Source organism: Bradyrhizobium sp. GW821-FHT12B03, from assembly GCF_058807535.1.
Window position 1 is genome coordinate 16,822 of sequence record NZ_JBXAQU010000003.1, and the last position, 18,039, is coordinate 34,860.

Below are 18,039 nucleotides of genomic sequence, written 5' to 3' on the forward strand. Positions count from 1 at the left end.
GCGCGTCGATCCAAGCCGTCGTACGGACGCGCAGGCGCTGGCGCCGACCTCGTTCAATCGAACGCGGAAATGACACCGTCGATGAGATTGCACGCCAGCAAATGGCCGCTGCTGGGTGCGGCGTTACGCCGGATCTCGATCAAGGACGCCTCGATGCGCCCGATCTGCTCGCGCATGTCATATGCGAGCTTCACGGCGACGTCTTCCTCGATCGCCTCGAAGCGCATGCGTTCGCCGGGGCGGAGCTGCGCAAGCCGTGGCAGGTCTGCCGAGATCACGGTTGCGATCTTTGGGTAACCTCCGGTGGTCTGGCGATCGGCGAGCAGGATGATCGGTTGACCGTTCCCCGGAACCTGGATGCTGCCAAACACCGTTCCGTCGGAGACGATGCCGACCGCGCCGGCGTGCCGGATCGGCGGTCCTTCCAATCGGCATCCCATGCGATCGGACAGGGCCGTGACGGCGTAATCGGAGGTGAGGAAGGTCGCGATCCCCTCGGGGCTGAAGGCATCGTCCTGCGGGCCCAGGAGAACGCGAACGGGTCCTTGCGCATGGCGGCGGCGTGCCGGCGAGACCATCCGGTGCGGTTGTGCCGGCAGTCCGGGAACAGCCAGCGGCAACCGATCGCCCGCGCGCAGTGGACCGCCGTCGAGCCCGCCGAGCTGGCTGCGCGAATGTGTCGAGACGCTGCCGAGCGCCGGCGCGATCTGAAATCCGCCGGAGACGGCGAGGACAGCGCGGGCGCCGTCCCTCGCGGTACCGATCGCGAGGCGCTGGCCGGCCTTCAAATCATGGGTCTCATGGGACGCGATCGGCCGGCCGTCGATGCTGATGGCGAAGTCCGCGCCCGCCAGCGCGAATCGAATGTCGGCGCCGGCGCAGCTGAGCGTGGGCCCTGCGAGGGTGATTTCGAGCGCAGCTGTCCCGGGCTTGTTGCCAACCAGCGCATTGGCGGTGGCGAGTGCAATGGGATCCATCGCGCCGGACGCCGAGATGCCGAAGCGCTGGTAGCCGCGGCGGCCAAGATCCTGCAGGGTCGTCGCAAGGCCGGGCGCGATGATTTCGAGATCAACAGGCATTGCGCGGCTCAGACCTTCAACTCTTCTCTCCCGGCAACGATCGCGCCCGTTTCCGCCGCGCGTTCGAGTACGGCAAATTCGGCAGGCCCGATGGGGTAAAACCGCAGCAGATCGCCGGCGCGGAACAGGAAGGGCTCATCGGTGCGGCGCGGGTCGTAGGAGCGCACCGGCGTGCGGCCGAGCATGTGCCAGCCACTGGGCGCGGCGAGAGGCGGTGCGACTGCGGCCTGCTGGCCGCCGACGGAGACGCTGCACGGCGGCGTCACGAGCCTGGGCTCCGGGCGCCGGTCGATATGAAGGACGGGATCGAGGCCGCCGAGATAGGCAAATCCCGGCATGAAGCCGATCATGTAGACGCGGTATTCGGCGGCGCTGTGCCGCGCCACGATCTCGTCGGTCGTCGTCTCGAGGCGTTGGGCGAGCCAGTCGAGGTCCATCCCGTTGTCGCCGCCATAGGCGACGGGGACGGTCCAGCGGCGGCGGACCTGCCCCTCCGGGGCCACTTGCGGCCACAGCGCCATGACCTCCGCCTCGATGTCGCGCCGTGACAGCACGGTCGGATCGAAGCAGACCAGCAGCGTGCGATAGGTCGGCACGATCTCGACGATGCCGGGCAGCGTGCGCTCGGTCAGTGCACGATCGAGATCGACGACGCGTGCGTTGACGTCGGCGTCGATGCCGTCCCCGACTTCGACCGTCAGCGCAGCGTCGCCGGATCGGCGGAAGCGCGGCACCGCGTAGAGTGCATCATTCATCATGCTCATTCATGCCGTTGCGAAGGTGTGGGAGCCATGCCTGCCCTTCGATAGGCGACGCCGTCCCATGCAAGCAGCGCGCCGAATTTTCCGTGACGGGCACCGTCTATCATGGGTATATCGAGCCTGCACGGTAGATGAGGACGACGATGACTCTGATCGATATCAATTGCGACATGGGCGAAGGTTTCGGCGTCTACACGCTCGGCGACGACGCCGCGATGCTGCGGACCGTCACCTCGGCCAACATCGCCTGCGGCTTTCACGCCGGCGACCCGCTCGTCATGCACCGTACCTTGACGGAGGCGAAGGCCAATGGCGTGCAGGCCGGCGCGCATCCGGGGTTCCTCGATCTCTGGGGCTTTGGCCGCAGGCCGATTCAGGGCGAGCGGCCCGCCGACATCGAGAAGATCGTGCTCTATCAGGTCGGCGCGTTGATGGCGCTGGCATCCGACGCCGGCCACAATGTCCGCCATGTCAAGACCCACGGTGCGCTCGGCAACATCGCCGCGGAGGATCGCGATCTCGCCGAAGCCGTGGCGCGTGCGATCCGCACCATCGACCGCAACCTGATCTTTGTGGTGATGCCCGGCCAGGAGACGGAGCGGGCCGGCGAGAAATTCGGCCTGCCGCTGGTGCGCGAGGTCTATGCCGATCGCGCCTATTCCGACAACGGCAATCTGGTCTCCCGTCGTCTCGCCGGAGCCGTCATTCATGACGCGGAAGCAGCGTCGGAGCGGGTCGTTCGCATGATCGAGGACCGCGCGATCACATGCCTGTCGGGAACGCGATTGCCGACCCGCATCGACAGCGTATGCGTCCATGGTGATACGCCGGGCGCCGTTGCGATGGCGCAGCACCTGAAGGTGCGCCTTGCTGCGGCGGGCGTCACGCTGGCGCCGATGGCTGAGGTCATCGGCACCTGATCGCTCGTGCGGGAAGACATTGCGTCTCATTCCGGCACGAGATGGGTGAGGACGGGCGAGAGCATGTCGGTTCCGCTCACAAAGGCGTCGTGCTTCGCGGGTCTAGACTTGAAAGACTTGCCGTGGCGACCGTGTCAAACGCTCATGTCCGTCCGCGGTTACCAGCACGGTCTCGCTCAGGGCGAGTCCGTCGGCAGAGACGTACATGTGAAACACCATGCCTTCCTCGAGCGTCCAGTCCGACGTCGGCAGGAAGATGCGTGAGAAGTCGCTGGTGCGCGGGCTGTGCAGCGGATAGCAGCCGAGCGGGTAGCCGGTAATATTGGGGTAGTCGGTCCGCAGCCCGTCGGCGAGCATGGCCTTTCGCGCGACCGCATCGACATCAGCCGCCGCGGCCCCCGGCCTCATGGCCTCGAACTGCCGATCCTGGATATCGATCAGGCGCTTGGCCAGTTGCGACCGATGAGGCCCGATTTCGCCGACCACCGCCGAGCGCATCAGACGGGCGCTGTAGCCGTCGACATAGGGTAGCAGCTCCATGTGCAGCACATCGCCTTTGGCAAGCGGTTCGCTGGTCAGCCCGCCGTGAAGAAAGGCGTTGCCGACACCGGCGGTGATGATCCCCGCGCGCGCGGCATCCGCGCCCTCCTGCATGAACACCTGATAGACGGCGGCCGCCGCATCGCGGGCCGATCGTCCCTCGCCGGATGCCTTCAGAGCGGCGTCGATGCCGAGGTCACCGATCGCTGCGGCGCGCCGGAGCACGGCGATCTCCCTTGCGCTCTTCCTGGCACGGAGCTCGGCCATGACGCCGGAGAAATCGACAAAGCGCGCATCCGGCAGCTGCGCCGACAGATGCTTGAAGCGGGAGAGCGGCATGCAATAGGAGTCTTCGTCGAGCCCGACTCGCCCTGTCGCATAGCCAAGGCTGCGGATGGTGTCGGCGAGCACCCGGATCGGGTCTTCCCAATCGGCGAAGGCAACGGAGCGCGACAGCCAAGAACTCTCGGTGAACGGGCCGAGGTCGACGGCACGCAGGATCATGATGGGCTCGCCGTCGCGCGGCAGCATGCAGGCCCGGTACATGTTCTCCGAGATCAGGAAGCCGGTGACGTAGCCCAGGAACTCGCTCTGGTCGATGATCAAGACATCGAGCTCGCGAGCCGCCATCTGCTCGCGCACACGCCTGAGGCGCGCCTCGTATTCGTCGATCGGAAACAACATCGTCATTTACCCTCAGATGCGCGCTCTTGATTGCGCCTAGGCGCAGATCTCCAGGATGGCGAGCATGTAGATGCGGATCATGTCGACGAAGTCGACGATGTCGACCCGCTCGTCGGGCATCGTGTTGTAGCGTCCGCCGGGGCCGCAGACGATGCCTTCCATCCCGCCGAAATAGTGCAGATGCCCCGCGTCGGTGCCGTAGAAACAGCTCGGTGCAACGGCTCCCGTCGGCTGATCCTCGCCGCGTACCGCGCGATAGGCGCGGTTGATTGCCGCGACGATCGGGCTCGTGGGCGACACCTCGTAAGGCGGCATGGTCGGCACGCCGGCGCGGTCCTCCGACATGATTTCGGCCTTGAGGCCGGGGAAACGTGCTTCGAGCGCGTCGAGCTCGCGGCGCATGTCGGCCATCGCGCCGGACTCGGTCTGCCCCGGCGCATAGCGGCCCGAGCCCTTGATCCGCAGGAAGTCGGCGACCTGGGGCGTGCGCCATTCGTGCAGCTCACGCCCGAGCGCACCGTGAACGACGCCGACATGGACGCGGTTGATCCGTTCATGCTCCGGCGAGAGCGCGCCTGAAAACTTCATCGCATTGAGGCGTGGAATGAGATCGCACGCCGCGGTGATCGCGTCGACCGCCTCTTCGCGCTTGGACAGATGGCGGGTATTGCCGGTCAGCTCGATGATGAACATGAACGCCGCGGCGTGCATGGTCATGGCCTTCAGGTCGGTCGGCTCCGAATTGATGAAGTAGTCGGCGCGAAGCCCTTGCTCGACCAGCGAGTAGGTGCCGACGCCGCCCTGCAGCTCGCCGACGACGTAGGTGAGGATGACGTCGCCCCGGAGTCTGACGCCGGCGTCGATCAGCGTCTTCACCGCGCAGAAATAGGCGGCGTCGCCGGCCTTCATGTTGGATACGCCGATGCCGTAGATGAAATCATCGTCGACCTTGCCGGCCCAGGGATCGACGGTCCAGCCCTCGGTCACCGGGTTGGTGTCGAGATGGCCGTTGAACAGCAGGCTCTTGCCGCCGCCCGTGCCTTTCCAGCGGCCGACGGCGTTGACCCGGCCCTCATTGCCGAAGGTCGCAAGCTCGGTCTCGATGCCGATCTCGCGCATGCGGCCGGCCATGAAGGAAGCGAGCTGCTTCTCGCCGTCCGATTTGGAGTAGCTCTTGTGCTGCACCATGCGTGACAGCAGGTCGAGCGCGGCGGGCACGTCGATCCGGGCGAGAAGTGCGTTGTGGTCCATGAGGGAAGTCCTTGTCGTCAGCCGACCGGTACGGGGGAGGCGGCCATCAGTTCGCTTGTGTAGGGATGAACGTGGTCGGCGTCGAAATCCTCGGCCGGCAAGAGGTCGACCAGCTCGCCGCGGCGCATCACGGCGATGCGGTGGGCGATTTGACGGATGAGATTGAGATCGTGAGTGATGAAGAGAAAGGCGGTTCCGGTCGCTGCGCGCAGCGCCAGCAGCAATTCGATGATCTGCGCCTGGACGGAAACATCGAGTGGCGCGGTGATCTCGTCGCAGATCACCAGCTTCGGCCGTGCCGCAAAGGCCCTCGCAATGGCGACGCGCTGCTTCTCACCGCCCGAGAGCTGGTGCGGCCAGCGACCCGCATAGGACGCCGGCAGGCGAACCTGCTCGAGCAGGCGGGGAATCTCGGCGAGGCTGCCGCCATAGAGCTTCAGGGGCCGCGACAGGATCTCGCCGACCTTGTGGCGCGGATTGAGCGAGGCATCCGGATGCTGGAAGATGATCTGCACGTCGCGGCGATAGGCCGCGTTCATGTCGCGCGCGCCCGTGATCACGCGATTGTCGAAGCGAACCTTGCCCGAGAAGCGGGCGAGCCCCGTGAGCGCGCGTGCCACCGACGATTTGCCTGACCCGGATTCGCCGACGAGGCCGAGGATTTCGCCAGCCCGCACGTCCAGCCCGACACCCCTGGTCGCAGGCGGCGGCGCATGGCCGAACAGACCGGCGCGGCCGTAATGAACTTCGATGTCCGAGACGGCGAGAAGGACTTCGGCGCTGGACGTGTCGTGAACGAGGCGTCGTTCCGGCCTGGGCACGGCTTGCACGAGGGCCCGCGTATCGGCATGGCGTGGCGCGCGGAAAATGTCGGCGGCCGGGGCCTGCTCCACCAGATCGCCGCGTTTCAGCACCGCGACCCGGTCGGCGACCCGCGTCACCAGCGCGAGGTCGTGGGAGATGTAGAGTGCGGCAACGCCGGTTTCCTCGCGCAACCGGGCAAACAGCTCGAGGATGCGTGCGCCGGTGATGACGTCGAGCGCCGTGGTCGGCTCGTCGAACAGGATGACGTCGGGCCGGCAGCCGAACGCCGTGGCAATGATGACGCGCTGCTTCTCGCCGCCGGAGATCTCGTGCGGATAGCGCCGCATGATCGCAGCGGGGTCGCGCAGCTCGACATGACCGAGCAGGTCGATGGCCAGCTTCTCCGCGTCGCGTTGGCCAAGGCCGCGGTGCTGGATGAGTGTCTCCGTGACCTGCCGGCCGATGGTCAGCGTCGGGTTGAGCGAGGTCGACGGATCCTGAAACACCATGCCGAGCCGGCGTCCCCGGATCTTCGTCAGCTCGCGCGGGCTCACGTGCCGGAGGTCGGTGTCGCCGAGATGCAGCGAGCCTGCGACTTCGCGGGCATTGTCCGGCAGGTGGCGCATCAGCGCCCAGGCGAGGGAGCTCTTGCCTGAGCCGGATTCGCCGACGAGGCCCAGCACCTCGCCCGGCCCGATTTCCAGCGAAATGTCGTGCAGCACGCGCACCGGTCCCGCGGCCGTCACATAGTCGAGCGTGTAGTTCTTGATCGCAAGCGCCGGGATCACCGCTCATCCCTAGGATTGAGGGCGTCGCGAAGACCGTCGCCGAGGAGGTTGAAGGCAATGGCGGTGAGCGCGATCGCGGCGGACGGCGCGATCAGACCCCACGGCGCCTGATACATGTATTGGCGGGCATCCGCCACCATGAGCCCCCATTCGGATGCAGGTGGCTGCGCACCGACGCCGAGGAAGCTGAGCGTTGCAAACAGCATGACGGCGAAGGACACGCGGATGGTGGATTCGATTACGATCGGCGCCATCACATTGGGCAGCATCTCGCGCAAAACGATCCACATCGCGCTTTCGCCACGCGCGATGGCCGCCTTGACGTAATCCTGATTGCGCACATTGAGCGCGACCGACCGGGTCACCCGCGCCATGCCCGGTGCAAAGGCCACAGCGATGGCGACGACTGCGTTGCCGGCGCCGTTGCCGAGCGTCGAGACCAGCAACAGGGCCATCAGAAGGCCCGGGATCGCCATCACGGCGTCGTTGGTGCGCATGATGGCGTCGTCGGTTCGGCCGCCGAGATAGGCCGAGCCGACGCCGATGATGGCGCCGGCTGCGCTGCCGACAAAGGTCGCGATGAGGGCCATCGGCACGGTCGAACGCGCGCCGACCATCAGGCGGCTCAGGATATCGCGGCCGAATTGATCGGCGCCAAGCCAGTTCTGCCAGCCGGGCGCGCGAAACCGGCCGAGAAAATCGATCTTCTCCGGCGCATAGGGCGCCAGTGCCGGTCCGAGCAGACATGCGAGGGCGAGGAGCGCCAGGAGCGCGACGCCGAGAAAACCCTGCGGCCTCCGGATCAGGCGGATGAACAGCTCAGTCATAGCGGATCCGCGGGTCGAGAAGGGCATAGGCCATGTCGGCGAGCGTGTTGGTGACGGCATAGGTGGCGGCCATGATCAATGCCCCGGCCTGGATCGACGGCAGGTCGCGCGTGGTGATGGCGACCATCAGCGCGCGTCCGATCCCTGGAATGGCGAAGATCTCCTCGATCACGATGATGCCGCCGAGCAGGTAGCCGACGTCGAGGGCGATGATGGTGACCACCGGCAGCAGTGCGTTGCGCAGCGCGTGGCGAAACAGCACGGTGCGTTCCGGCAATCCCTTCAGCCGCGCCGCGCGGATATAGTCGGATTTCAGCACGTCGAGCGTCTCGGACCGCATCATGCGCATCACATGAGCGATGAGGATCACGGAGACGGTCAGGACCGGCAGCGCCAGATGGCGCACGCCGTCGCCGAAGTCTTCCAGCAGCGAGACGTAGCCGGTCGGCGGCAGCCAATGCAGCGTGTCGGCCAGCAGGAGCGCAAGCAGAGTCGCGGTGACGAATTCGGGCAGCGAGATCCCGAGATAGGCGATCAGGCTCACACCCGTATCGGTGAGTCTGCCTTGCCGGAGCGCCGCCACCACGCCGAACGGCACGGCGACGACCAGCGTGACGAGGATCGAGCACACCGCGAGCAGCAGCGAACGCGACAGCGCCGCCATCATGTCCGGTCCGACCGGCTGGCTCGTGCGCATCGAGACGCCGAAATCGCCGCTGAAGACGCCGCCGGCCCAGCGCAGATATTGCTGCCAGGCCGGATCGCCGAGCCCGAGCTTTGCCCTGAGCGCGGCCAGCATTTCCGGTGTCGCGTTCTCACCCAGCAGCGACTGGGCCGCGTCGGCCGGCAGGATCTGCGTGATGGTGAACACCAGCATCGAGACCACGATGACGGTGTAGACCATCAACATCAGCCGGCGTGCAAGCCAGGTGAGCGACAAGCGATGTCTCCGGCGTCAAGCGCGCTTCGGCGCGCCGGCGCCGAGCGAAACCATGTCGAGGCGGAACACCGAGCCGCGCGGATGCAGCGTGTAACCTTCGACATAGGAGCGCTGTGCGGCGAGAAGATCGAAGAACGCCGAGATCACCGTGGGGACCTCCGTGTTCATCATCTCCTGCGCCTTGGCATAGAGCGCGGCGCGCTTCACCTCGTCGGTCTCGACGCGCGCCGCATTGATGACGGCGTCGAACGCGCCGTTGTTCCAGCGGGTCTCGTTCCAGGTCGCGCTGGACGTGTAGAGCAGGTTGAAGATCGCGTCGGCCGTCGGCTGCATGTTGTAGAAGCCGACATAGAAATTGCCCTTCTTCCAGACCTGATCGAGATAGGTCGCGTGCGGCATCGTCTGCACGTTGATCCGGAAGCCGGCCGCGGCGGCCATTTCGCGAATTGCGACGCCGAGCTGGGTGCGGGTGGCCGGCCGGTCGGAAGCGATCAGCGTCAGATCGATCCCGCTGGGATAGCCTGCGTCGGCCAGAAGCTGCTTCGCCTTGGCGATATCGGGCTTCTTCTGCGGGATATTTCTGTAGAAGTGATAGGCGGAGTTCAGCGGCGTGTCGTTGCCTGGCGTGCCGTAGCCGCCGGCGACGAAACCGACGGTCGCCTCGCGATCGACCGTCAATGCGAGGGCCTGGCGGACCCTGATGTCGTTGAACGGCTTCTGGTCGCATCCGAGGTTGATATTGAGGAATTGACCGGAGGGCGTGCGCAGCGCCTTGACGCCGCCGGCCTTCACGAGCCGTTCGTATTCGCCCGGTGTCGTCGTCAGAAGCAGGTCGATCTCGCCTGATATCATCGCCGACGCCTCGGCGGTGCGGTCCGGATAGACGAGCAATTCCACCCGGTCGAGGTAAGGCCGTGTCGGATCGTAATAGGCGGCGTTGCGTTCGACGACGATCTTGCGATCGGGCTCGTAGGACACGAGCTTGAACGGCCCGGTGCCGTTTGCCGTCGTCGACAGGCTGGCGAGGTCGGAGGCGATGACCTTGGCCGGGACGATACGCGCGTTGAGATAGGTGAGAGCCACCGGCAGGTCGGCGTAGGCGCCGGAGAGCGTGAACTTGACGGTCAGGGGATCGACCGCGGCGACCTCCTTGATCGGACCGACATTGGTTCGGCCGGGGGAGGCGGTCTTCGGATCGAGGATGGCATTGATGCTGGCGACGACATCTTCCGAGGTCAGTGGCGAGCCGTCGTGGAACGTCACGCCCGGGCGCAGCTTGAATATCCACTCCGTCCGCGTCTCGTTCGGCTCCCAGGAGATCGCGAGGTCCGGCTCGACGGTCATGTCCGGCTTCAGCCGGGTCAGGTTGGAGTAGAGCAATTCGGTGACGAGATATTCCGGATTGACCCGCGCCAGCATCGGATGAATCACCGACGCGGCCTGGTCCAGCGACATCCGCAGCACGCCGCCGCGCTTGGGAGCATCGGCGATGGCGATCCTGGGCAAGGTGACGAGGCTTAAGGCAGTCCCGGCAAGAAACAGGCGGCGGGTGACGGACAGCATAGAAGTACGCTCCACGAGTTAGCGAATGGCGGTTGCTTCGGGCGAAAGATCGGGACGGAATTCGGCGGACAGATAGGCGAGGACCGACTTCGCCAGTGCGACGATGTCAGTGAGCGTGGTGAATTCGCCGGGGGCATGAATGCGGCTGTCCGGCCGGCCAAGGCCCGTCAGAAGGATCTCCTGCATGCCGGTGGCTTGCACCCAGCCGAAGTCGGAGCAGCTCGTTGCGCCCCATCTGGCGAAGTCGCCGGGCGCGTAGCCGAACCCGGCCGACAGCGCCTCCTGCCAGCGCGGCCAGTGCGGGCCGGTCGGATCCGACGTCGGCGTCAAATGACCGGTGAGAGCGATCTCGATCTCGGCGTGGGGCGCGGCCTTGCGGATCACATCCTCGATCTCGCGGCGCGCGACGAGGAAGTCCTCTTCCGGCGCGTAGCGGCGGCAGACCAGGATGTCGAAGCGCGAGGGAATCTGGCCGCCGCATTGGCCGCCATGAGCGGCGGAAATATCGAGTTGCGCCGCAAGCGGATGCGTCGCGCCTGGCGGAGCGGGCAGGGCGGAGATGCGCTTTGCGATCTCCGGCTTCAGGGTGGCAAGCCCATTGAGGATCGGCAGAGCAGCCTCGATGGCGTTGGCGCTGCTGCCCGCGCGCGCAGCCTCGCTCGCATGAAGCGTCCTGCCGTGAACCCGCACCAGAAGCGTGAACAGACCGAAGCAGCCGGCCCAGATGCGCGGCGCGGCCGCACCGTTGAAGTTGAGGATGTGGCCGTCCAGCATGCCCTGTTCGGCGAGATAGCGTATGCCGGGATAGAGCCCGGCTTCCTCGTCGGTGCAGAGCAGCAGCATCGGATCGTAGCCGAGCAGCAGGCCGGTTTTGCCGGCGGCGCGCAGCGCCAGCAGCACGGCGGCGATGGTGCCCTTCATGTCGGCGGCGCCAAGGCCGGTCAGGCGATCGCCCTCGCGCGTCAGCCGCAGGGGATCACTTGTCCAGCCCGGCGCAGCCGGCACGGTATCGACGTGGAAATACAATCCCAGCGTCGGCTTGCCGGAGTGTCGGCGTGCGATGAGATTGGTGCGCGCGCCGTGCGCCGGGCCGCCGGCGACGCGCCACAGCTGCTCCGGCACATCGACGCGCCGGCATTGCAAGCCGAGCGTTGCGACGGCTTTTTCCATCAGCGCGGCAAACGCATCGTATCCCGCGCCGGGCGGGAAGCTGGTGTCGACCGCCACCATCCGCGCGAGATCGTCGACCGCACTTTCGGCGGTGCGTTCGATTTCGGCAAAGCCGTCGACCAGGGTCGGCCCGGCCAGCTTGGGGCTCGATGGAGGCGAAATCATTTGCGGTCGTCGATTTCTATATTCTATAAAGAAATAGACGATGGACGCCGACTGCTGTCAATTCCAAAGAATGAGGCACATGTGACCGGCAAACAGGCAAAGGCAGCGAGCAGCGGCCCCTCGAGCCTGCCGGTTCCGTTGTACGAGCACGTCAAGCGGCAGATCGCCGAAGCGATCCTCGTTGGCGAGTTATCCCCCGGCACGGTCTTGCCGGGCGAGGTTGCGCTTGCTGCACGATATGGCGTTGCGGTCGGGACCATCCGCCGTGCTCTGGCGGACCTGACGGCCGACGGCATGCTGGTGCGGCGTCGCAAGACCGGTACCGTCGTGACCGGTCGCGCGCCACAGCACAGCCTGCGCTTTTTCTTCCAGTATTTCCGCCTGCACGGTGAGAACGGAAGCCTGCAACGTTCCGTGCCAGAAGTCCTGTCCGTGGCGGTCCGGCCGGCAAGCTCCGAGGAGGCCGCGCTGTTCTCGGAGGCGGCCGGAGAGCCGCTGCTGCATCTTCACCGCATCCGGCGCGTCGGCCGCACACCGGTCATGCATTCGCGCATCAGCCTGGTTGCGCGTCGCGTGCCGGATTTCCCCACGGCGCCGGCGCGCGTGCCGGCGCTGCTCTATCTGCATCTGCTCGATGCCTATGGCATCCGCATTTCAGCGGTCCGCGAAAAATTATTGGCGGAGTTGGCGAGCGCGGAAGACCGGCGACTGCTCGGCTTGCGATCGCCAAGTGCCGTCCTGGTCATTCGCGAGGAAGCATATGATCAGGCCGGATCATTGGCGCTGCTCAGCGAGCACCGCGCGACGACCGCACATCATCACTATGTGAACGAGATCCGCTGACGCGGTCGGAGCAACGGCCGCGCTTCGCTTGCACGAGGGGAGCCACCACGCCCCGGAGTTTTCGCGCGAGGGGGATTTGACCGCCTCTATTGCCCGGTGATGGCGGCGATTTCCTCCCGCAGAAGCGACGCGTAATGCTCGATGACGCCGGGCGCCAGTTTCGCACAGAGCAATGTGAAACTGAGGGCGGCGCCCGGCTTTTCGCCCGGCGTCATGATCGGCATTCCAACCCCGGCGATGCCGGGAATGAATTCGCCCATGTCGACCGCGTATCCGCGTTGCCTCGTGTCGGCGATCAATTGCTGAACCCGGTCTTTGGTGAGGTCGCGATAGGACGCGTAGCGGTGGAGGTTGGCGCGGATGGTGTAGTCCTGTTCGTCCTCGTCGAGGAAGGAGAGCATCGCGATCGAGCCGGGGCCAACTCCGAGCGGCACGGAGCCGCCGATGGATCCGGTCAACGTCGGTACGATGCATTCGCCGTCGCGCCGGTCGAGGCACACGGAATCGTGGTTGAAACGCGCCATCAGATGGGTCGTGTCGCCGGTACGGCGTCTCAGCCTGGTCAGCGCGACCTCGCAACGGCTGATGATTCCGGGCCCGCGGGCGGCGCGGACCCCGTAAATGGCCATGCGGGCTCCGAGCCTGTAGCGGCGCTTCTTGTCATCGCGGGCCAGCAGCTTGTGGCCGACCAGCGTGTTGAGGATGCGGTGACAGGTGGCCGTGTTGAGCCCGGAGCGCGCGGTCAGCTCTTTGAGCGCGAGGCCCTCGACCCCGCCATCCGCGACGAGGTCGAGCAGGATGATCGCACGGTCGAGCAATTGCGCTCCGCCGGATATCAAGTGACCAGGTCCCGACACTCATTTCTCACATTATGAAAAATATTTCCCGGGTTGCTTGTATGATGAGAAATATATGCCTTCAATGCTGAAAAATCGATCGCCTGACACGGTTGCGTGAATTTTAGGCGGCTTTCACATCCGCAAGGCTGATGGTTTGGCGCGACGCTGCTGCAACAGCGCCGGCAGGTCATCATTGTTTCAGGGGACCCAAATGACGAAACTCGGAAAGATGAGCGTTTCGGCGCTCGCGCTCGTTGCCTTCCTTGTCGATGGTGCCGCCATGGCCGGCACGCTCGAGAACATCAAGGCACGTGGCAAGATCATCGTCGGTGTGAAGAACGACTACGCACCTTACGGCTTTCTCAACGACAAGGGCGAGGTCGTCGGCTTCGAGGTCTCGCTGGCCAAATACGTCGCCAAGGAACTGCTCGGCTCCGAGGACAAGATCGAGCTCGTCCCGGTCGTTGCCTCCAACCGCATTGAATTTCTGACCGCGGGCCGCATCGACGCGATTTTCGCCACGCTCGGCGTTACCGCGGAGCGCGGCAAGGTGATCGACTTCACCACCGAATATGTTTCCGCCGCCGGTCCCTCGGTGCTGATGGACAAGGCGTCGACGATCTCCAAATGGGAGGAACTGAAGGGCAAGCAGATCTGCGGCATCCAGGGCTCCTACTACAACAAGAAGATGACGGAGGAGTTCGGCATCAATCTCGTCGCCTTCAAGACCCAGCCTGAAGCTTATCGCGCGCTGAAGGACAATCGCTGCATCGGCTTCGTTTTCGACGACATGACGCTCGCGCAGAAGCTCAAGGAAGCCGACTGGGCGAACTACAAGATCGCCGTCGCGCCCTATGAATTCCAGCCAATGGCGGGCGGCCTCCGCAAAGGCGACGCGGAGTTTCGCGAAGCCGTCGACAAGGCCATCGGGAAGGCCGAGGCCGAAGGCAAGCTGATCGCATGGGAAACCGAATTCGACATGCCGCACTCTGCCTACATTGCCGAGCGGGCCAAGGCTGCGGCCGCGAAGAAGAACTGACGCGGAGCAGCAGCCCTTGTTCGGTCTCGACTATTCCTGGCTCGCGGATCCAGCGTACCAGCATTGGCTGCTGACCGGCGTCGTCAACACGCTCAAGCTGGCGGCGCTTTCGTCAAGCGCCGCCATCGTCATCGGCCTGCTGGGAGCCCTCGGGCTCACGCTGCGGATCTTCTGGCTCGACGCCCTGATCGAGTTGTTCGTGGAGGTGTTTCGCAACACGCCGCCGCTGCTGCAGATGCTGTTCGCCTATTTCACGCTCTCCACCCTTGGTCTCAGGGTGACCGACCCGGCAACGGGCCTGTCGGTTCCGCTGCTCAGCGCCTTCGCCTGCGCAGCGATGTCGCTCAGCCTGTTCGGCGGGGCGCTCGCCATAGAAGCCTTTCGTTCAGGCATCGAAACGATGCCCCGGTCCATCATCGAGGCGGCACGGTCGCTGGGTTACGGCCGGTGGGCCCGGTTCTGGTGGATCGAGGCGCCGATCGCGACCCGCATCTGCCTGCCGGCGTTGACGAACATTCTGACGAACCTCTTCAAGACGACGTCGCAGGCCTCCGTCATCACCGTGCCGGAGCTGATGTACTACGCCGGGCAGATCTACAACGACACGTTCCGCACGCTGGAGGTCATGATCCTCGTGCTCGTCATCTACGTGACGCTCGTGTCCATTCTGACATTCGCGATGGCCAGGCTCGAAGCGTTCATGGCTTTTCCCGGTTATGGAAAAGGGCATTGATCGTGGGCCTCACGCTTTCCTACGAGGGCAAGAAGCGCGCGGTTTTGCTGCTGATCGCGCTTGGCGTCCTGGTTTGGGTCGGGATCGACGCTGCGGCCGGCGGCTCGAGATATTGGGCGCGCGTGCTGGTGCGGCTGCCGCTCATTCTCACCGGCTCCGCCTCGGGCTGGCCGATCAAGGGCGGCTTCGTGCTCAACATTCTCCTCTCCATCGCCACCATGGGACTGGCGACGGCACTCGGCGCAGTCATCGGTGTTGCGACGCTCGCCAGATTCGCGCCGATCCGTGTGTCGTCTCTGCTGCTGATGAACTTCCTGCGCAATTCGCCCTGGCTGGTCCTGCTGTTCGCAATGCTCTACATCCTGCCGTTCGAGACAGAGGTCTTCGGCTGGGTCATTGTGTTTCCGCCGTTGGTGAAGGCCGTCATCGGTCTTGCGTTGCCGACGGCCGCGAATTTCTCCGAAGTGATCCGAGGCGCCGTCCAATCGATTCATAGCGGCCAGTGGGAGGCGGCGCGTTCGCTCGGCTACACCACGGGCCAGATCTACCGCCATGTGATCCTGCCGCAGGCCTTTCGGCGGATGATTCCGGGGTGGATGAACCTCTACGCGCTGGTGATGATCGCAACAGCGCTCGCGACCGTCACCGGAATCCAGGACGTCCTGACCATCCTGAACACGTTGCTCGCGATCGAGAGCGAGCGCGTGATCGTGTACTTCTATCTGACCATCCTCTTCCTGTTCTTCGCCTACTGCTATCCGATCGCGCTCCTCGCGCGCCGGTTGGAGCGGGCCGTGAAAGGAGACAATCTGTGAATCGTCCCGACGCGCTGATTGAGCTCGATGACATCCACAAGTCCTTCGGCGACGTCCGGGTCCTCAAGGGCATCTCGCTGTTCGTGCAGAAGGGCGAAGCGGTCTGCATCATCGGCCCGTCGGGGTCGGGAAAGTCCACCATCCTGCGCTGTATCAATGGCCTTGTCCCTGTGGACCAAGGCTTCATCCGCGTCGGCTTGCATCGCGTGCATGAGATGAAGTCGGAGAAGCAGATGCGGGTACTCCGCCATCAGGTGGCGATGGTCTTCCAGCAGTACAATCTCTTCCCGCATCGCACGGCACTGGAAAACATCATGATGGCGCCGATCCAGGTGCTCGGACATGATCGCGCCCAGGTCGAGGAGCGGGCCCGCAAACTCCTGAAAAAGGTGCGGCTCTCCGAAAAAGCGGACAGCTATCCGGGTGAGCTGTCGGGCGGCCAGCAGCAGCGCGTTGCGATCGCGCGCGCCCTTGCCATGCAACCGGATGTGATCCTGTTCGACGAGGTGACGGCAGCGCTCGATCCCGAGACGGTCAAGGAGGTGCTCTCGACCATCCGCGAACTCGTGGAGGACGGCTTGACCTGCATCCTGGTGACCCACGAAATGAAGTTCGCCCGGGAAGTCTCGCATCGCGTCTGTTTCACCGATCGTGGCTTGATCGTGGAGAGCGGCCCTCCCGCAAAGCTGTTCGACCACCCGGAGGATCCTCGCACGCGTGAATTTCTCGGTCAGGTTCTCTGATCGCATCCAGGTCGGGAGAATTTCGTTCGGCCCTGCGCGGCCGGTCTATCGGGACGGCCGTGCGTTGTGGTGCCGCCATCCCGCGTTCAGTGAAAGGTGAGCCGCAAGGCTTGATGCATCATGCCCCGTTTTGACGATATCTATGCGAAGAACTTCAAGGAGGCGCCCTATTGGTGGGAGGCCGCCGAGCCGGAAACCGATCTCGATCCGCTGCCGGAGCGAGCCGATATGGTCGTCATTGGCTCGGGCTATGCCGGCCTGAATGCCGCCACCCATCTGGCGCGTGCCGGTCGTTCCGTCGTCGTCATAGACGGCGACCGGATCGGCGAGGGCGCCTCGACCCGGTCGGGCGGCATGGTGTCGAGCGGCCAGAAACTGGTCGTCGGCGGCGCGATCAAGGGGATCGATCCCGCACTCTTCTCGCGCTTGATCGGCGAGAGCAACGAGAGCTTCGACTATCTGAAGACGCTGGTCGAGACGGAAAAGCTCGATGCGGGGCTTGCGCTCACCGGCCGTTTTTTCGGTGCCCATGCCGCGGGCGATTACGAAACGCTGAAGCGCCATGGCGCGCTTCTGGCGGAAAAGACAGGCGTGACCGTGCGGTTCCTCGACCGCGCTCAGCAGCGGGCGGCGATCGGTTCGGACTACTATCATGGTGGCATGGTGATCGACGAATATGGCGGTCTCCATCCGGGCAAGTATCACAAGGCCCTGCGCGACCGGGCGCGCGCGGCAGGCGTCGTGCTGCGCTCGCATGCGCGCGCGGGCGTCGTGCAGGATGGGCCGACCGGAGAGAAGATCGTGCCCACGACGCGAGGCAACATCCGGGCCGCCCATGTCGTCGCCACCACGAACGGCTACACCGGGGCCGATGCCACGCCGGGTCTCGCCAGCCGTATCGTGCCGGTCAAGAGCTATCAGATTGCCACTGAACCGCTGCCCGCGGATCTGCTGGCCGAGCTTATTCCGCAGGCGCGCATGGTGTCCGACACGCGCCGTGACCTCATCTATGCAAGGCCGGCGCCCGACGGGTCGCGTCTTCTCTTCGGTTCACGCCCGGGCATCTTCGACATGCCGGACAAGCTTGCCGCGAAGCGGCTCTACGCGCGCATGCTGGTCATCTGGCCGCAGCTCGCGGGCGTGAAGATCACCCATGCATGGAGCGGACGCGTCGCCATGACGGTCGACAAGATCGCCCATCTCGGCGCCCGCGACGGTACGGATTTCGCTGCCGGCTGCAACGGCAACGGCGTCGCGCTGATGACCTATCTCGGTTACCAGACGGCGCGGAAGATTCTCGGCGAGCAAAACATGCCTTCCGCCTTCGATCGGGAAGAATTCGCAGCGGTGCCGTTCTATTCGGGCAGGCCATGGTTCGTGCCGCTCTTCGCCGGCTGGCACCGCTTGCGCGATCTGCTCGACCGTCCGGGGCGCTGACATGGAGGAGCCCACCATTGCCGGCCGGCTGGAGCGGATGCTCACGGAGCACGGCACGTCTGATCCATATTGGCCTTCGATTGCTTCGTTTCCAGGAG

At 65.1% G+C, this 18,039-nt stretch carries 17 protein-coding genes; 7 read left to right on the forward strand and 10 right to left on the reverse strand.

The features are described 5' to 3' along the window. Positions 1-53: 53 nt before the first annotated feature. Entirely contained in the window at positions 54-1,079 is a 1,026-nt protein-coding gene (locus AC1RUR_RS07230) for a 5-oxoprolinase subunit C family protein (RefSeq protein WP_492842420.1), read from the reverse strand. 8 nt (positions 1,080-1,087) lie between these two features. Then, on the reverse strand, positions 1,088-1,843 hold the full coding sequence (gene pxpB, locus AC1RUR_RS07235) for a 5-oxoprolinase subunit PxpB (RefSeq protein WP_492842421.1): 756 nt from the start codon (positions 1,841-1,843) through the stop codon (positions 1,088-1,090). A gap of 140 nt (positions 1,844-1,983) precedes the next feature. Here pxpB and AC1RUR_RS07240 point away from each other — a divergent pair, with 140 nt between their 5' ends. Continuing rightward, a complete protein-coding gene (locus AC1RUR_RS07240) occupies positions 1,984-2,760 on the forward strand; it encodes a LamB/YcsF family protein (RefSeq protein WP_492842422.1) in 777 nt (258 codons plus the stop codon). Between the two features lie 102 nt (positions 2,761-2,862). Here the strand turns inward: AC1RUR_RS07240 and AC1RUR_RS07245 are convergent, their stop codons facing one another. The 7 genes from AC1RUR_RS07245 to AC1RUR_RS07275 are packed head-to-tail and all read right to left on the reverse strand — an operon-like array spanning position 2,863 to position 11,492. Next, positions 2,863-3,990 carry a M24 family metallopeptidase gene (locus AC1RUR_RS07245; RefSeq protein WP_492842423.1) on the reverse strand — a complete coding sequence of 376 codons (1,128 nt, stop codon included), beginning with the start codon at positions 3,988-3,990 and terminating at the stop codon, positions 2,863-2,865. 30 nt (positions 3,991-4,020) lie between these two features. Next, positions 4,021-5,235, reverse strand: coding sequence for a M20 family metallopeptidase (locus AC1RUR_RS07250; RefSeq protein WP_492842424.1), 1,215 nt, complete (start codon positions 5,233-5,235; stop codon positions 4,021-4,023). 17 nt (positions 5,236-5,252) lie between these two features. Beyond that, a complete protein-coding gene (locus AC1RUR_RS07255) occupies positions 5,253-6,827 on the reverse strand; it encodes an ATP-binding cassette domain-containing protein (RefSeq protein WP_492842425.1) in 1,575 nt (524 codons plus the stop codon). Continuing rightward, on the reverse strand, positions 6,824-7,654 hold the full coding sequence (locus AC1RUR_RS07260) for an ABC transporter permease (RefSeq protein WP_492842426.1): 831 nt from the start codon (positions 7,652-7,654) through the stop codon (positions 6,824-6,826). Before AC1RUR_RS07260 ends, AC1RUR_RS07255 begins: the two co-directional genes overlap by 4 nt. Continuing rightward, a complete protein-coding gene (locus tag AC1RUR_RS07265; protein WP_492842427.1) occupies positions 7,647-8,594 on the reverse strand; it encodes an ABC transporter permease in 948 nt (315 codons plus the stop codon). Before AC1RUR_RS07265 ends, AC1RUR_RS07260 begins: the two co-directional genes overlap by 8 nt. A 15-nt stretch (positions 8,595-8,609) precedes the next feature. Then, positions 8,610-10,157, reverse strand: a complete 1,548-nt coding sequence (locus AC1RUR_RS07270) for an ABC transporter substrate-binding protein (RefSeq protein ID WP_492842428.1) — start codon at positions 10,155-10,157, stop codon at positions 8,610-8,612. Between the two features lie 18 nt (positions 10,158-10,175). Next, positions 10,176-11,492: a M20 family metallopeptidase gene (locus tag AC1RUR_RS07275; protein ID WP_492842429.1), complete on the reverse strand. Its 1,317-nt coding sequence runs from the start codon at positions 11,490-11,492 to the stop codon at positions 10,176-10,178. Between the two features lie 81 nt (positions 11,493-11,573). Here AC1RUR_RS07275 and AC1RUR_RS07280 point away from each other — a divergent pair, with 81 nt between their 5' ends. Beyond that, positions 11,574-12,335: a GntR family transcriptional regulator gene (locus tag AC1RUR_RS07280; protein WP_492843122.1), complete on the forward strand. Its 762-nt coding sequence runs from the start codon at positions 11,574-11,576 to the stop codon at positions 12,333-12,335. 86 nt (positions 12,336-12,421) lie between these two features. Here AC1RUR_RS07280 and AC1RUR_RS07285 read toward each other — a convergent pair whose 3' ends face one another. Continuing rightward, entirely contained in the window at positions 12,422-13,192 is a 771-nt protein-coding gene (locus AC1RUR_RS07285) for an IclR family transcriptional regulator (RefSeq protein WP_492842430.1), read from the reverse strand. Positions 13,193-13,385: 193 nt separating this feature from the next. Between AC1RUR_RS07285 and AC1RUR_RS07290 the strand changes: the two genes are divergently transcribed. The 5 genes from AC1RUR_RS07290 (at position 13,386) to AC1RUR_RS07310 (ending at position 17,941) form a co-directional block, all read left to right on the forward strand. Continuing rightward, positions 13,386-14,213, forward strand: a complete 828-nt coding sequence (locus AC1RUR_RS07290) for a transporter substrate-binding domain-containing protein (protein WP_492842431.1) — start codon at positions 13,386-13,388, stop codon at positions 14,211-14,213. A 16-nt stretch (positions 14,214-14,229) separates the two neighbouring features. Then, complete coding sequence (locus AC1RUR_RS07295; protein ID WP_492842432.1) at positions 14,230-14,946, forward strand: amino acid ABC transporter permease; 717 nt, start codon at positions 14,230-14,232, stop codon at positions 14,944-14,946. Between the two features lie 2 nt (positions 14,947-14,948). Further along, entirely contained in the window at positions 14,949-15,761 is an 813-nt protein-coding gene (locus AC1RUR_RS07300; RefSeq protein ID WP_492843124.1) for an amino acid ABC transporter permease, read from the forward strand. Then, entirely contained in the window at positions 15,758-16,504 is a 747-nt protein-coding gene (locus AC1RUR_RS07305) for an amino acid ABC transporter ATP-binding protein (RefSeq protein ID WP_492842433.1), read from the forward strand. Before AC1RUR_RS07300 ends, AC1RUR_RS07305 begins: the two co-directional genes overlap by 4 nt. Before the next feature lie 120 nt (positions 16,505-16,624). Continuing rightward, a complete protein-coding gene (locus tag AC1RUR_RS07310; protein ID WP_492842434.1) occupies positions 16,625-17,941 on the forward strand; it encodes an NAD(P)/FAD-dependent oxidoreductase in 1,317 nt (438 codons plus the stop codon). Positions 17,942-18,039: the final 98 nt, after the last annotated feature.

Coding starts and splice junctions, on each gene's coding strand:
- AC1RUR_RS07230 (WP_492842420.1), bottom strand. CDS start 1,079: ATGCCTGTTGATCTCGAAATCATCGCGCCCGGCCTTGCGACGACCCTG.
- pxpB (WP_492842421.1), bottom strand. CDS start 1,843: ATGAGCATGATGAATGATGCACTCTACGCGGTGCCGCGCTTCCGCCGA.
- AC1RUR_RS07240 (WP_492842422.1), top strand. CDS start 1,984: ATGACTCTGATCGATATCAATTGCGACATGGGCGAAGGTTTCGGCGTC.
- AC1RUR_RS07245 (WP_492842423.1), bottom strand. CDS start 3,990: ATGACGATGTTGTTTCCGATCGACGAATACGAGGCGCGCCTCAGGCGT.
- AC1RUR_RS07250 (WP_492842424.1), bottom strand. CDS start 5,235: ATGGACCACAACGCACTTCTCGCCCGGATCGACGTGCCCGCCGCGCTC.
- AC1RUR_RS07260 (WP_492842426.1), bottom strand. CDS start 7,654: ATGACTGAGCTGTTCATCCGCCTGATCCGGAGGCCGCAGGGTTTTCTC.
- AC1RUR_RS07270 (WP_492842428.1), bottom strand. CDS start 10,157: ATGCTGTCCGTCACCCGCCGCCTGTTTCTTGCCGGGACTGCCTTAAGC.
- AC1RUR_RS07275 (WP_492842429.1), bottom strand. CDS start 11,492: ATGATTTCGCCTCCATCGAGCCCCAAGCTGGCCGGGCCGACCCTGGTC.
- AC1RUR_RS07290 (WP_492842431.1), top strand. CDS start 13,386: ATGACGAAACTCGGAAAGATGAGCGTTTCGGCGCTCGCGCTCGTTGCC.
- AC1RUR_RS07310 (WP_492842434.1), top strand. CDS start 16,625: ATGCCCCGTTTTGACGATATCTATGCGAAGAACTTCAAGGAGGCGCCC.